The sequence below is a fragment of the Clostridioides sp. ES-S-0005-03 genome (genome assembly GCF_020658455.1).
Taxonomy (GTDB): domain Bacteria; phylum Bacillota; class Clostridia; order Peptostreptococcales; family Peptostreptococcaceae; genus Clostridioides.
In genome coordinates, this window is record NZ_JACVWI010000013.1 from 1 (window position 1) to 13030 (window position 13030).

Here is a 13030-nt window from a genome sequence, read left to right on the forward strand (position 1 = left end):
CTTTAAATAAAATAAATTGGAGGATATTTATTATGAAAAAATTAAAATCGAAAGCAATAATATCAATACTATCGCTATTATTGATATTAAGTTACACAATGCCGACTTATGCAAGTACATATTCTTTTGAACAAAATAAGAAAGAGTTAAATGAAGTACTTGAAGAAGTTTATAAAGAAAGAAGCTTAGGAACAGTTTCTAAAGAAAAAATAGATAAATTAGAAGAAATTCTTAGCAGGTTTAATGTATCTCCTGATGAAATAAATGCTACAGGAGAAATGCAAACATTTGGATTTAACCAGTGGACAGACTTAGGAAAAGGTTGGAAAATGACAGTACATAGACCTCATGGAAGTGATGCAACTAAATACCATACACACGTTAAAAAAGGAGGAGTAGAAGCTAAAGAAGCACTTGATGGAACTTCAACTCATGGAAAAGGAAATACTATGAATAACAAAGGTGTTCCTAAAGATATTCAAAACAAAGTAAGAAATCATAAAGATGTTAAGAAAGCTAGAGATGAAGAAGCAAAAGCTAAACAAGCTAAGCGCAAAATGAATTCACAAGGATTAAAATTAAAAATTCGTAATGATTTAATTATCGCAATAAGTATATTTGTTTCAATTGTTGGAGTAACTTTATTTGCACTTACAGAATATGCTTCATGGTTAGCTGTATTATTAATATTATAAAAGGAGATATAGTTAATGGAAAAACCAAATATATATTTAGTTGGAGAATTTAGAATGAAAGACTTCGAAATTTTCAAGCTTATGCAAACAGAGGATTGTTTAAATGAATCATTAGGCTTTTATGTAATCGAAGATTGCAAAAGAAAGGCAGAACTAAAAGATTATCCATACTTAATTGATGTTTATAAAGATAATCCTAATGAATTTGATGCTGGGATAAATTTAATCAAAGTTCATTTTATCTCAGAAAAAGATTTTGATATTGAAGAAAAAGAAGTACTCGAACACGTTGGAGTAAGCTTAGTAGAATTTAAAAATAATACTAGTACTTTATTCTATATACATAAAAACAAAGACATCAAAAGATTTTTAAACATGTATGATGAAAATCCATTTAAATTATATAATGAATTGTTACAAGTTACAGAATTAAAGCCTAATGTCTTAAATTTTAAAATTAACTCTTTAAGTAATCTATATCAAGAGTAAATATAAATTTAAATAATTACAGAAGGAAATGATTAAAAATGGAAGATAAAAATATGTATTTAAAAGTTAATTTAATATTAATAGTATTAGGTTTTATAATATTACTTTTTAATAATGACTTAGCATTATCATTGAAAGTAAGATACTTAGCTGATAAAGGCTTTGGAGACATAATTGAAAATCAAATATTTAAAAACTATTCTTATATGTTTTTAATAATAGGCGGAATATTATTTTCCAAGGGAGTTCATAATTTAACTAAACCTGATATAATCAAATTAATTTTAAATAAAAAATAATAATACATCAAACATGTGTAATATCTGCCAGTGTTTCTGATAGATAAAGAAATATAAAAAGACATAATGATTATTATGTCTTTTTTAAATTAATTGATTCCCCAAAGAATCAAAAAAATTAATAGTTATTGATAAGTGATTTTTCTTCTTTAATAAATCATCTTTAAATATAAACTTCATTTTTAGACATTCTAAGAAAGAATTTCAATTACTTTTTTACATTTCTATTTCCTAAAAAAGATTCCTTTAAAACAATATATATAACTATGTCAAAATAATTAAAAATATAAAATTAAATAAATCAACGCACTTGACTAAACTGCCTAGATAGAGGCTAAAATTGGACATAGTTACCCTACAAACAAGTGTAGGATAACTTTCCTTGCCCAGTATATCGGCATTTTATAGGACTAGTACAGTTATAACATCTATTCTTTTGCAACTTAATGCTCTCTATCGTTTCCCCCAATAGTAAGATATATAGATGCTCCACAAAGAAACTCCCCCCTCGCTTTTATTTATTGTAGTATCGAGTCACTACTTTCTGCCCGTCCATATAGTACTAGATATATGTATATGCAGTTGGCTATCCCAAACGTTTTGTCGGCTACCCCTGTGCTTTGTCAAGCCTACGGTTTGCACTTGGTCAAACGTCCTTCCACTATAAAACCATTTAAAAAAAGCCTTGTCCAACTATCTTGAACAAAGCTTGTAATTTCTATCTTTTATCGTTATCATCTTGATTTTTTTTCTTTCATCTCTTATAATTTATGTATATCTAAGAAGATAACAGCTATATTTTATATACTCTATGTTCTGTCAAAACATTTAGTATTTTAAACTATAGTTAAAAGATTACTGTTACTTAACTATGTCGGTAGTTGGTATTAACTCGTTAGAAGGTCTGTCAAACCTAATACGAGCAGTAGTCTTTTTTTGTATTCAATTTTTTAATATAAATTAATTATAATTCTACTTATTAAATTTTACTAGCAAAATTTTCCGTATTTATATATTTTTTTTAATATTTTTATTTTCTATACCTCTCAATAAATTCCTTTAATGCTTGTCCCATTAAGTCATGCTTATCATAGGGTTTATTTTCTTCAACTAAAATATTAAATTCATCCCATATTTTTTCATTAATTCTAATAGTAGTTCTTTTAATTGGCGCTTCAGGTAAATCTATATTTATTCCTTCTCTTAATTCAATAACTTCTGAATTTGATTTACCAGTTTTATTGATTTTAAACCACTCTATCATTTCTTTTAAAGTTTCTGATTCTTGTGATATATAGAGCATATTTTCTTTTAATTTTGGAGTTGATATTACACCTGTATTACTTATATCATCTTGATTACCAATTGAAGATTTTTCTTTATTTTCAACTGTATTACTTCGGGGATTACATGTATATTCTAAAAGTACGAATTTATTTTCCTTTCTTCTGTATCCCTTGCTATTTAAATATTTTCTTATCGTACTTTCATTAATCTCTAATTTATCTGAAACCTTTTTAAGACTTTTATATTCAATCAATTTTTCATTTACATACCCTACAATGTCACTAATATCGCATTTTTTTAAATCATTCCAATTCATAATATTTCACCTCTTAAATATATCTGAATACATATGTATTACAGTTATATTCTTATTCTATCTATGAACATCCTTTAAATCAAATAATTTATTATCTAGTAATTTAATTGGACTCTCTAATTTTTTAACATCATATCTAGTCGGAATGATTGCAGGAGCTATATTTAACAACTCTAACATCTTAAAATATTTCTTCAATTCTTCTTTAGAATACTTTTTCTTTTTTGCATATCTCAATTCTAAGTATTGTAGTAACTTCTTCTTACTATTTCTTTTTAATTTGTTTGTTTTGGTAATTATATCTTTAGCTTCATAGTAGTTATAAAAGTCTAGTCTAGTATTACATATAAACCTTTTGTACTTTGTTAGAACTATATCTCTACATAAGTATATATCCTCAAAGTAGGCTTTAAATGTACGACTATACTTTCTTATTTCATAGTTTGCACATTTTATCTCAAGTCTTAAAACATTCTTTGCTAGTTCTAAATCATTGTCTGTTATATTTATCTTATTACCCTGTAATTCCTCAGCTTTCTTTTTCAGATTACAAAGTTGATTATACTTATTATAAAAGTTTATAGCATAAGTCTTATTTATATTATTATCATAGTTGTACTTGGATTTTAAATATACACTTGTATTGGTAGGTAAGTTATTTTCATGCGTATAACTTATATATCTATTGTCTTGTCTATCCTCAACTATTTTATTAAACAATTCTATATATAAACTTGCATTTACATTAAATATATTAAAATTAATTTCTACAGTAGCAACATTAAAATCTAGTATATCTATATCGCAATTAAACAGCTCTCTAAGCTTACTGTTAACCTTGTACCTTATTTCTTCCTTTTGTATATAGACATCATCTAAATTATAAACGTGATTTGCATTTCTAAGTAACATTATTAATCTACCTTGTACAATCAGCTTCTTTGATTTTACAACATATAAAAACTTAACTCCATTCATCATATACATGTATAAAGATATATTTTCTATTACCTCACCAGTTAATATATCTATTTCTTTTTCATAATATTTTTTTAACTTTAAACTGAATTTGTTACTGTCTAACTCTATATTTTTATATAAGTTAACTCTGTCTATCATCCCCATACCCCTCTTAGCGAAATTGAATTCAAATAAATAATTAGCACTATATTTATAGGCTAAAACATGATTACAAAATTAAAAAATTAAAGTTATAACACCCTTATTAAGGGGTATCAAACTTACAGTCTTTCAATACTTTTTTATGATGTGGAAATGAAAGGACTACACTGAAAGAAAATTTTTCCTCAACCTTCATCTCCTGCATACACCCCCCTACTCTTAAACCTTGTTTATTAAGCTATTAAACATACTATCTAAAATATAATTTACATACAAATAACTCTATAAATACAGAACATTTGTACGTATTACTATAGCTATTTTTACATGCAGACGAAAATTTTTTTTTCATGGAAATAGATGCCTTTTTTTATGATAATTCATATCAGTTAATAATTATTTTTATAAATTTTAGTGACCTTTTTTACAAAACGACAATTCTTCATATAAAACCTGTACAAACTAGTAATTCCAATACTTACAAGACTTTTTTATATGTCGGTAATATACGGCATAAAAATAAGTATTTTATGCCATTTTTGTATAGATTATAGTAATTTCAATATATACACTTATTTTATCAACTCTTATTTTTGTTGATTTGTCAGTTACATGTCAGTAAGTATTAATTTTTTGTATCTTTTAAGTTGATTTACTCTTATATTCGAATATATAATTCAATTAAAAAAATTAAGAAATTTGATAAAAATACTCTACGCACGTAAAACTTTTCAAGTGATACACTTCTTTTAATTTACTCTACACATGTAAATCATTCATCAAAAAACAATTGACTGTCTTACTCTATTTTAATAGAATAAAGTTACATTTATTAATTTTTTTAACATTAGGATGGAGGAACATATTATGATAGAAAAAATACCACGTGCTGAACTTAAAGTAATGATGCTATTTTGGGATACTGACAAGGTATTGACATCAAGAGATATTGTAAATATAATGAGTGAAGAATGGAAACAAACGACAACACTTACACTATTATCTAGGCTTTCTAAAAGAGGGTTTTTAGAGCCTACAAAAAAACCTGCATACACTACTTATAAAATTTTGATTAATAAAAAGAGCTACTTAGAGTTTGCAACATCTGATTTTATAAAGAATGTACATAATGATTCTATTGTAAGTTTAGTTGATTCAGTTAATAAAGAAAAGATAGGAAAAGATGAATTGGCGTCTTTGAGAGCTTTTATTAAAAAACTTAAGAAATAATAGGTACTATATATGTGTAATTTAATTCTAAAAGATATTTTAAGAACCAGTATCACAAGTAGTCTAGTTATTTGTTTTCTGCTACTTTTAAGGACAACTATATTCAGAATTTTCAATAAGAGTTTTAATTATTATATTTGGCTAATTGTAATAGTTAGATTACTTTTTCCATTCTCTTATTTTACTTATACTATTTCTGATTCTAAATTTCAATACAAACCTATTTTAAATGAAGTTGATTATTCAAATACAGTATTAATAATATATCTAACAATTGTTATTTTACTTGCAACTTATAGGTTTATAAAATATTTAAAGTTTAAGAGTTTGGTTATTGACTTATCATATGACATTGAAAATCTTGAAATAAACAATCTTTATAATAATTTATTAAAAGAATTAAATATAGAAAAGCACATTAAACTAAAATATACTTATGAAATCAATACACCTTCATTTTTTGGATTATTTGATAATTATATACTTTTACCACCATATAATTACAATTTAAATGAACTATATTGGATTCTAAAACATGAATTAATTCATTACAAAAGTAAAGATTTGTACATTAGATATTTGGTTTTATTTTTAAAGTGTGTTTATTTCTTTAATCCTTTTATTTATCTACTTGATAGAATTATATATCATAACTGTGAATTACATTGTGATGAAGTTGTATTAAAAGGTTGTTCCCTTGAAAATATAAAAAGTTATGCTAACACAATTTTAGATTCAATTGAAAGAAGTTCAAGAGATTCAAATAGCTACACTACTGGATTACACAGAAAATCAAATTTTGAAAAAAGAGTTTATAATATGTTTAAAAATAATGGTAAGAGTGGTATTTTAATAGCATTGATTTTATGCTTATTGTCATCATTTACATATTTTAAATTTGATTCAATTATATCAAAGCCAATTAATCACTCCTTAGATGCACCATTGCCAGTTAATACAGGCAAAGAAAAATCTTTTACTATAACAATAGATTAAATATTTGCTAGTATTAAAATATATTCAAAATTATAGGGAGGAATTATGTTAAAAAAATTAAAAAAAATATTGCTAATTACTTGTTGTTTCCTTATGATGGGTAGCACAGTTTTTGCAGAAACACAAAATAGTGAAGGAAAAAGCTTTACTATATCTGGTTATACATTTATGTATGAAAATGCACCACAAGAAATAAAAGATAAATATGAGGAAAATTGTTTGGATATAGGCGTAGAGCCACAACCTAATGATGAAATTTTTATTACACCTAGTGAATTAAAAACTTATAGCAACATAGACTTGTATTCAGCTAGAGCAAGTTCATTTACAGTAACTTATCATTATTCATATTATAAGGTTACTGGAGATAAAAACTATACTGTTAACACTTCTACGATTGTAAAATACGGAAATTCAGGAAATCCTGTTCATTTAGTACAATTGTTATTAAAAAAAGTTGGATATTCTTTAGAAGCAGACAGTCAATTTGGAAGCACTACACTTAGTAAAGTTAAAAGCTTTCAAAGCAGTTATGGCTTAACTGCTGATGGAATTGTTGGTAGTGCAACATGGCAAAAATTTGCCTCTGCTACAAACCTTGATTAGAATTTTTATATATGGCTATGTTTTAAAACAATGTTGATAATAAGACTATTTTAACAGCAAAAAAGTAGGGTCATGCTGATATGTCCTACTTTTTTTCGTATAATATTAAAATTATGAATCTTATATTTTAATAAGGAAAACTCCATTTTTATTTATTGAGCAATCCCTTATTAAGTTAACCTTGTTTATAATAATGAAATTTAAATAGAATAGATATACAAAATAATATATGTTTTTAAACATTAGTTACTTTATTTTTTATCTTTCATATAAGAAACCAATGCGGTTATAAATGATACTGCAAATATTAGAAATAATCCTATATTTAAAGCATTAAACGAACTTTTACCATTAGTTGCAAATACATAAAAAGATATTAAAATTGCTATTCCACTTAATATCAATTTTAATTTACTTGAAATCATATATCCCACTCCCTTTTATTTGTATTTAATTCATGTCTCAATTATAGTCTAACTCACTAAAAAAAATACACTATGTATATCTAATATAACTATAAAAAATACTATCCATTACATAGCAATTGTGTCCTATTTTCATTATAGCATTATTTCAAATTAAGAACTCCAGAGTTTATGTAATTGGTAATATATTGGTAAAATATGCTATAATAAAAACAAGACGCAATTGTTATATATTACGAAGTAAAAGAGTATCAATATAGGATGCTCTTTTTTAGTATTAAATTATATAATTTATTTAAAATATAGTCATAACTCAATAAAATAGTTGTATTTTTTTAAGAAGCTTAATATAATATAAATATAGATATTTAACTAATTAGTTAAATATCTATAAAAAGATTGAAAGGAGTTATTATATGAGTAAGGCATTTAAAGCTTTAAGTGATAAAACAAGAAGAGAAATATTAAAGTTGCTTAACAATAGAGATATGAGTGCTGGTGAAATAGCCGAACATTTTGATATGTCAAAACCGTCAATATCAAAGCATTTAGATATTTTAAGGGAAGCAGAACTTGTGAGCTCTGAGAAGAAAGGTCAATTTATAATTTATTCTATTAATACTTCTGTAATTCAAGAAGTTCTTGGTAACTTCTTGGAAATATTCAAAAAATAAAGAGAGGAAAATATTATGAAAAAAAATGATTTAACAAGAATTATATTATTAATTACATCACTCTTAATGCTTGTAATAGGATTTGTGATGTCAAAAGCAAATATAGAGATATTAATATTAGGTATTTTAGCTATTATCTCTTTAGTAGTATTAGATAGACAAGCAAGTGATATAGTAAAGCTATCGAAAAATAATCCTAAAGTTAAAACTTTTAGATTTTTAAATATGTTTACATTACTTATCGTTGTACTTTGTTTTATACTTGCTTCATCATCATCTGATAATCAAATATCTATTACAGAAGATAACAAAATATTAATTATTGGTTTAATGTCAGCTTTTATGATGATTTTCGGAAATGCATCACCTAAGATACCTTTTAATAGGTATTTGGGATTAAGATTACCTTGGACGATAAGAGATGAAGAAACTTGGAAAATTGCACATAGATTGGTAGGGTATTTATCTTTTCCGATTGCAATAGTAATGTTTATTATGTCATTTTTCTTTGATGGAAATATAGTAGGTATTGTTGGAATTTTAACTTGGGTTATAATACCAAGCATACACTCTTATATATTTTATTATAAGAGATTAAAAGGTTTGAATTAATAAACCGATATTCTAAATAAATTTTAAACTATATATTATAGTTACTGAACAATTTTAATATAATGTGAACAAAAAGTAGAGGTATGTCAGTCGATATCCCCCTACTTTTTTTGTTATTCAAAATGATTCTAATATCAACACTGTATTAAAACATAGCCTTATATATAAATAGTTCAACAAAAGACATGATAAGTTTATTATCATGTCTTTTTATAATTCGTAGCCTAATTTTTTATAATAAAACTTTATAAAATTGAGTATGATAAAGCGAGTATTTTAATTAAATATTTTTCCAGTTAAGAATATATATTTAAGGTTCTGTGCGACTCTCGAGTATGATTATATAAATATAAACTTAGTGTTAAAGTTATTGTTTTCTCAGTAGTTTAGTATTATTATATAGTAAATAGTTTAGTTCATTTAGGATATAATATATTAAACAATAATGTCTTCTTAGACTATTTTTTTAAACGCTAGCGTCTATTTTGTGATATAATAAAAGCAAGGAAATAATGAGTTACTTTATACAAGAGTAGCTATTTCCATCAAAATTGATTTAAAGAACTATTTTTTTAAACCACTCTTATTGGCGTTTGAGTGGTTTTTTATTTTATCATACATGAAAGCTGATATAACACCAGCTAGTATACTCAATAAAAAATTTATCACCATACTGTTCCACCTCCTTCCGTTATGGAATTTGGCGTTTAAATATGGAAATAGCCACTCTTACACTTTTCAACCATTATTTTCCTTGCATTAATATTATAGCACATATCGCAACAATTAAAATCAATGTTTTAATCACATTAAGGACAAGTCTACAATCATCATATAACGCGTTTAATTGCCTGTTAAATAAGTTTTTATTCTTTTGTAAGGTAATTATCCTTATCTGTTTAGAATTGATTTTAGGAGCCAATTTTTTGGTTTTAAGTTTTTACTTTTAAGTTAAATTTTTTCTTAATTTATTGATTTTTAATTACGACAATTTTAAATTTTGTCATTTATCTATATAGTATATCCCTATTAATAGTAATAAACCTATAAATAGTATTTAATAGTATTTAATAATAGTATTTAGACCTAGCTGAAATTATTGTAAATACTACCTTTTGATAATTTAAATGCGACACTTTGATAATTTAAATGCGACACTTTGATAATCTAATACGACACTTTGATAATCTAATACGACACTTTGATAATTAAATGCGATATAATTTATAATTGACGTATTATTAATAATTAAGCTATAATTATCAAAAATAGATACTTTAGGAGAACTAATTTATGAGAAACATTAAAGAGCAAAAAACTAATGTTTTAATGAAGTCTAATAAGTTTATAATGGCAAAATATGATTTACAAACTATAGAAAATAGATTATTTGTTAGATTATTATATGAATTTCAAAAAAATAAAAATTTAGAAATAACAATATCTATTGAAGAAATTAAGGAACTTATGAAAAGTCCTAATTATACAACATCCCAAGCTATAAGTAAAATATTTACTAAATTGAGAACAGGAACTATTTATATTAGGAGTGGTAAAAATTGGGGAGAATGTAGTTTTATATATTATTGGCTATATAACGAAGATGAAAGAACTTTTACTGTAAGGACATCTAATGAATTACTGGATTTAATAGAAAACTATATCCAAGTTGGTTATACTCCAATAAACCTACAAATATTTTTTAGTTTAAGGAATTCATATGCTCAACGTTTTTATGATTTGCTTAGATTATGGACAATGACAAAAGGTGCAATTACATACAAAATAGATGTTTTAAAAGAATTGTTAATGCTAGAAAATAAATATGATAAATATAACGATTTTAAAAGACGAGTCATTATTCCAGCAATAGAGGAACTCATTTCAACAAATTATTTTAATATTGAATTTATTGAAAATAAGAAGGGTAGAAAAGTAGAGTCAATAACTTTTCTTGTAAAAGATTTTGATGATAGGAAGTATTTTTCTAAAAGAGAGAATATAGTTTCTTCAGATACTAAACAAAATAAAACTAATAAAAAAATTAGTGAGATGCCTAGACAGAAAACTAAATTTCATAATTTCAATGAAACATTTACTAAGTATACTACTGATGAATTAGATGACATAATTGCTAAAAGTCAAAAGGAAAAGTTTAAATGATTTTATTTTTGAATTGCCAAAAACAATAAGAAGTTTATGCCCCAAAACATAAATAAAACTAAGCAAAGCCTAATAAATTTATGGGGGCATAAAAATCTAATAGTAACATTTTTAAACCACAAAAAAATTCTTAAATTTTTAATATTTTTGAGATGTACTTATTAGTGTTTTAGATTCATTTCCGGCTGTAATGATTGCAACACCTCTATATGTATGACCCTTTGTAGCAGAGTATGAATTTGTAACAGAACAAGTTTTGCCTCCAGTTTTCTTTGCAGATGTCTTTAAATCTACCCAACGCCCAGATTTTAATTCTTGTAATTTTGTTATAACAGATGTCTTAGTTACTCCAGATTTTCCAACAACAGAAGCACTTATATTAATCTTTCCATTAGAGAATGATATATTGCATCTTCCATTTAATATATTCACTGAAAAGGGTATTACCTCTTCTTGCACATCTTCCATAAAAATAATATCAGATGAATTAAATTCGTCAGCAAAACTAACAACATTTACTGAAATCATCATAATTAACACACATACAAATATTGATATTACGTTTTTTATTTTCATTAAAAAACCTCCTTGTAAAATTTTATATATTCAACATAACAAACAAAGGACGTTTTTTTAGACAAATTTTTACTCAATATTTTTTGCAACTTTAATAAACTCTGATTTATCTTTTCTAGTTATTTTTTTTGTAGGTAATTCTTTAGATAACATATAGATATTATTTTTATCATGCCATAATAATTGCTGAGTATTTTCTTTTTCAACATACTGTGCATAATGATTATTAAATTTTATATTTTCAACAAACGCATCCTCTGTGTCTAATACTACAACATCTCTAGAGTATGGCATCATTTGATAAATTATGTAATTATCTGATTTATCTTTGTATGATATTGATAGATAATTTTTTTCTTCAATTCTTTCAACTTCTTTATATCCAGTAGAAATATACTTAGGTTCTATATATTTGAATGATACATTTGATTTATGAGGGTTTATAAAATTATAATCTGTAAATTCTTTGTATACCTTCTTCATTATTCTCATTAAGCTTTCAGGAAAAGCTTCTGTTTTTATAGTAGTTATAGTGACTATACTTGATAAAATTATTATAAAAATAATAGCAATTCTTTTAAAATTTTTATAATAGTTCTTTTTTACTTTTTTTTCATTTTCTTTTATAAGTTTATCCATTTTGCTTTCAAATTCTATAGAAAAGTCATGGTCAATATCTTCATCACAAGGTAATTCATACAACATTTTTTCTTCTATTTTTGGAAGCTGTTCATATAATAATTTTTCTATATCTAATTTATCTTCATTCATTTGACAACGCCTCCATTTCAATTAAAATTTTTTTTAATTTTTCTAATGCTCTTTTATTTTTCTTATACAAATTAACCTCTTTTATATTCAATATCTTAGAAATCTCTTTAGTAGAAAAACCATGGCTATACTTTAATAGGATTACTTGCAAATCTGTTTCAGATAGTTTCTTTAAAGCATCTCCTAAGTGGCTGTAATTGCCTAATTTTTCAATCGATAAATCTAAAGAATTAAATTTATAACTCTCATCATTAATATCATTTATTTCCTCTCTCTTTCTCTTATTATATATATTTATTGAAATTCTCTTTACTATAATAACAACGAATCCTTTAGTTTTTGGACTGTTTACATCATTTATTTTATCGAGATTATCAATTATTTTTAGAAATGCATTGTGAACAGCATCTTCTGATAATGCTTCATCTTTCAAAATTTGATTAGCAACATAAAACATTAGTTTCTTGTATTTAATATATATATCTTCAAATTTATTCCTTTCTTCTTCTGAATTTATAATAGTCAAATATAACAACATAAGTTAATCTCCCTCACAACATATATTCTTTATAAATAAAATTATATAGAATTTAAAGAATTGTAGATATATATGTCTAAAAATAATTTTTATATTTGTTATATCTTTAAATAAAATAAATTGGAGGATATTTATTATGAAAAAATTAAAATCGAAAGCAATAATATCAATACTATCGCTATTATTGATATTAAGTTACACAATGCCGACTTATGCAAGTACATATTCTTT

General features: G+C 24.6%; 15 protein-coding genes. 9 read left to right on the forward strand and 6 right to left on the reverse strand.

The window, feature by feature from the left end:
• Nucleotides 1-32: 32 nt before the first annotated feature.
• Genes IC218_RS21320 through IC218_RS21330 form a run of 3 tightly spaced genes read left to right on the forward strand, consistent with a single transcriptional unit; the run spans nucleotide 33 to nucleotide 1483 of the window.
• Nucleotides 33-695, forward strand: coding sequence for a hypothetical protein (locus tag IC218_RS21320; RefSeq protein ID WP_227453475.1), 663 nt, complete (start codon nucleotides 33-35; stop codon nucleotides 693-695).
• Nucleotides 696-710: 15 nt separating this feature from the next.
• Nucleotides 711-1184: a hypothetical protein gene (locus IC218_RS21325; protein WP_227825473.1), complete on the forward strand. Its 474-nt coding sequence runs from the start codon at nucleotides 711-713 to the stop codon at nucleotides 1182-1184.
• 38 nt (nucleotides 1185-1222) lie between these two features.
• Nucleotides 1223-1483 (forward strand): hypothetical protein, encoded by a 261-nt coding sequence (locus tag IC218_RS21330; RefSeq protein ID WP_227483899.1) that lies wholly within the window; start codon nucleotides 1223-1225, stop codon nucleotides 1481-1483.
• 1030 nt (nucleotides 1484-2513) lie between these two features.
• On the opposite strand, the gene IC218_RS21335 is transcribed toward IC218_RS21330, so the two are convergent.
• Nucleotides 2514-3086 (reverse strand): hypothetical protein, encoded by a 573-nt coding sequence (locus tag IC218_RS21335; RefSeq protein WP_227483898.1) that lies wholly within the window; start codon nucleotides 3084-3086, stop codon nucleotides 2514-2516.
• Between the two features lie 57 nt (nucleotides 3087-3143).
• Entirely contained in the window at nucleotides 3144-4205 is a 1062-nt protein-coding gene (locus IC218_RS21340) for a hypothetical protein (protein WP_227483897.1), read from the reverse strand.
• An 870-nt stretch (nucleotides 4206-5075) separates the two neighbouring features.
• On the opposite strand from IC218_RS21340, the gene IC218_RS21345 reads away from it, so the two are divergent.
• Genes IC218_RS21345 through IC218_RS21355 form a run of 3 tightly spaced genes read left to right on the forward strand, consistent with a single transcriptional unit; the run spans nucleotide 5076 to nucleotide 7040 of the window.
• Nucleotides 5076-5438, forward strand: a complete 363-nt coding sequence (locus IC218_RS21345) for a BlaI/MecI/CopY family transcriptional regulator (RefSeq protein WP_227483896.1) — start codon at nucleotides 5076-5078, stop codon at nucleotides 5436-5438.
• Nucleotides 5439-5450: 12 nt separating this feature from the next.
• On the forward strand, nucleotides 5451-6434 hold the full coding sequence (locus IC218_RS21350) for a M56 family metallopeptidase (RefSeq protein WP_227483895.1): 984 nt from the start codon (nucleotides 5451-5453) through the stop codon (nucleotides 6432-6434).
• Between the two features lie 45 nt (nucleotides 6435-6479).
• Nucleotides 6480-7040 (forward strand): peptidoglycan-binding domain-containing protein, encoded by a 561-nt coding sequence (locus IC218_RS21355; protein ID WP_227483894.1) that lies wholly within the window; start codon nucleotides 6480-6482, stop codon nucleotides 7038-7040.
• A gap of 251 nt (nucleotides 7041-7291) precedes the next feature.
• On the opposite strand, the gene IC218_RS21360 is transcribed toward IC218_RS21355, so the two are convergent.
• On the reverse strand, nucleotides 7292-7465 hold the full coding sequence (locus IC218_RS21360) for a hypothetical protein (RefSeq protein WP_227483893.1): 174 nt from the start codon (nucleotides 7463-7465) through the stop codon (nucleotides 7292-7294).
• Between the two features lie 416 nt (nucleotides 7466-7881).
• Between IC218_RS21360 and IC218_RS21365 the strand changes: the two genes are divergently transcribed.
• The 3 genes from IC218_RS21365 (at nucleotide 7882) to IC218_RS21375 (ending at nucleotide 10914) form a co-directional block, all read left to right on the forward strand.
• On the forward strand, nucleotides 7882-8139 hold the full coding sequence (locus IC218_RS21365; RefSeq protein WP_048926724.1) for an autorepressor SdpR family transcription factor: 258 nt from the start codon (nucleotides 7882-7884) through the stop codon (nucleotides 8137-8139).
• A 15-nt stretch (nucleotides 8140-8154) separates the two neighbouring features.
• Nucleotides 8155-8751, forward strand: a complete 597-nt coding sequence (locus IC218_RS21370) for an SdpI family protein (RefSeq protein WP_227483892.1) — start codon at nucleotides 8155-8157, stop codon at nucleotides 8749-8751.
• 1293 nt (nucleotides 8752-10044) lie between these two features.
• Nucleotides 10045-10914: a replication initiation protein gene (locus IC218_RS21375; protein WP_227483891.1), complete on the forward strand. Its 870-nt coding sequence runs from the start codon at nucleotides 10045-10047 to the stop codon at nucleotides 10912-10914.
• Nucleotides 10915-11052: 138 nt separating this feature from the next.
• Here the strand turns inward: IC218_RS21375 and IC218_RS21380 are convergent, their stop codons facing one another.
• From IC218_RS21380 to IC218_RS21390, 3 genes are all read right to left on the reverse strand, one after another.
• Nucleotides 11053-11490, reverse strand: coding sequence for a hypothetical protein (locus IC218_RS21380; RefSeq protein WP_227453478.1), 438 nt, complete (start codon nucleotides 11488-11490; stop codon nucleotides 11053-11055).
• A 69-nt stretch (nucleotides 11491-11559) separates the two neighbouring features.
• Entirely contained in the window at nucleotides 11560-12261 is a 702-nt protein-coding gene (locus IC218_RS21385) for a DUF4367 domain-containing protein (protein ID WP_227483890.1), read from the reverse strand.
• Complete coding sequence (locus IC218_RS21390; protein WP_227453476.1) at nucleotides 12254-12799, reverse strand: RNA polymerase sigma factor; 546 nt, start codon at nucleotides 12797-12799, stop codon at nucleotides 12254-12256. The genes IC218_RS21385 and IC218_RS21390 overlap by 8 nt, the downstream gene beginning before the upstream one ends.
• Nucleotides 12800-13030: the final 231 nt, after the last annotated feature.

Coding starts and splice junctions, on each gene's coding strand:
- IC218_RS21335 (WP_227483898.1), bottom strand. CDS start 3,086: ATGAATTGGAATGATTTAAAAAAATGCGATATTAGTGACATTGTAGGG.
- IC218_RS21390 (WP_227453476.1), bottom strand. CDS start 12,799: ATGTTGTTATATTTGACTATTATAAATTCAGAAGAAGAAAGGAATAAA.
- IC218_RS21325 (WP_227825473.1), top strand. CDS start 711: ATGGAAAAACCAAATATATATTTAGTTGGAGAATTTAGAATGAAAGAC.
- IC218_RS21360 (WP_227483893.1), bottom strand. CDS start 7,465: ATGATTTCAAGTAAATTAAAATTGATATTAAGTGGAATAGCAATTTTA.
- IC218_RS21330 (WP_227483899.1), top strand. CDS start 1,223: ATGGAAGATAAAAATATGTATTTAAAAGTTAATTTAATATTAATAGTA.
- IC218_RS21345 (WP_227483896.1), top strand. CDS start 5,076: ATGATAGAAAAAATACCACGTGCTGAACTTAAAGTAATGATGCTATTT.
- IC218_RS21385 (WP_227483890.1), bottom strand. CDS start 12,261: ATGAATGAAGATAAATTAGATATAGAAAAATTATTATATGAACAGCTT.
- IC218_RS21370 (WP_227483892.1), top strand. CDS start 8,155: ATGAAAAAAAATGATTTAACAAGAATTATATTATTAATTACATCACTC.
- IC218_RS21380 (WP_227453478.1), bottom strand. CDS start 11,490: ATGAAAATAAAAAACGTAATATCAATATTTGTATGTGTGTTAATTATG.
- IC218_RS21355 (WP_227483894.1), top strand. CDS start 6,480: ATGTTAAAAAAATTAAAAAAAATATTGCTAATTACTTGTTGTTTCCTT.
- IC218_RS21340 (WP_227483897.1), bottom strand. CDS start 4,205: ATGATAGACAGAGTTAACTTATATAAAAATATAGAGTTAGACAGTAAC.
- IC218_RS21365 (WP_048926724.1), top strand. CDS start 7,882: ATGAGTAAGGCATTTAAAGCTTTAAGTGATAAAACAAGAAGAGAAATA.
- IC218_RS21375 (WP_227483891.1), top strand. CDS start 10,045: ATGAGAAACATTAAAGAGCAAAAAACTAATGTTTTAATGAAGTCTAAT.
- IC218_RS21320 (WP_227453475.1), top strand. CDS start 33: ATGAAAAAATTAAAATCGAAAGCAATAATATCAATACTATCGCTATTA.
- IC218_RS21350 (WP_227483895.1), top strand. CDS start 5,451: ATGTGTAATTTAATTCTAAAAGATATTTTAAGAACCAGTATCACAAGT.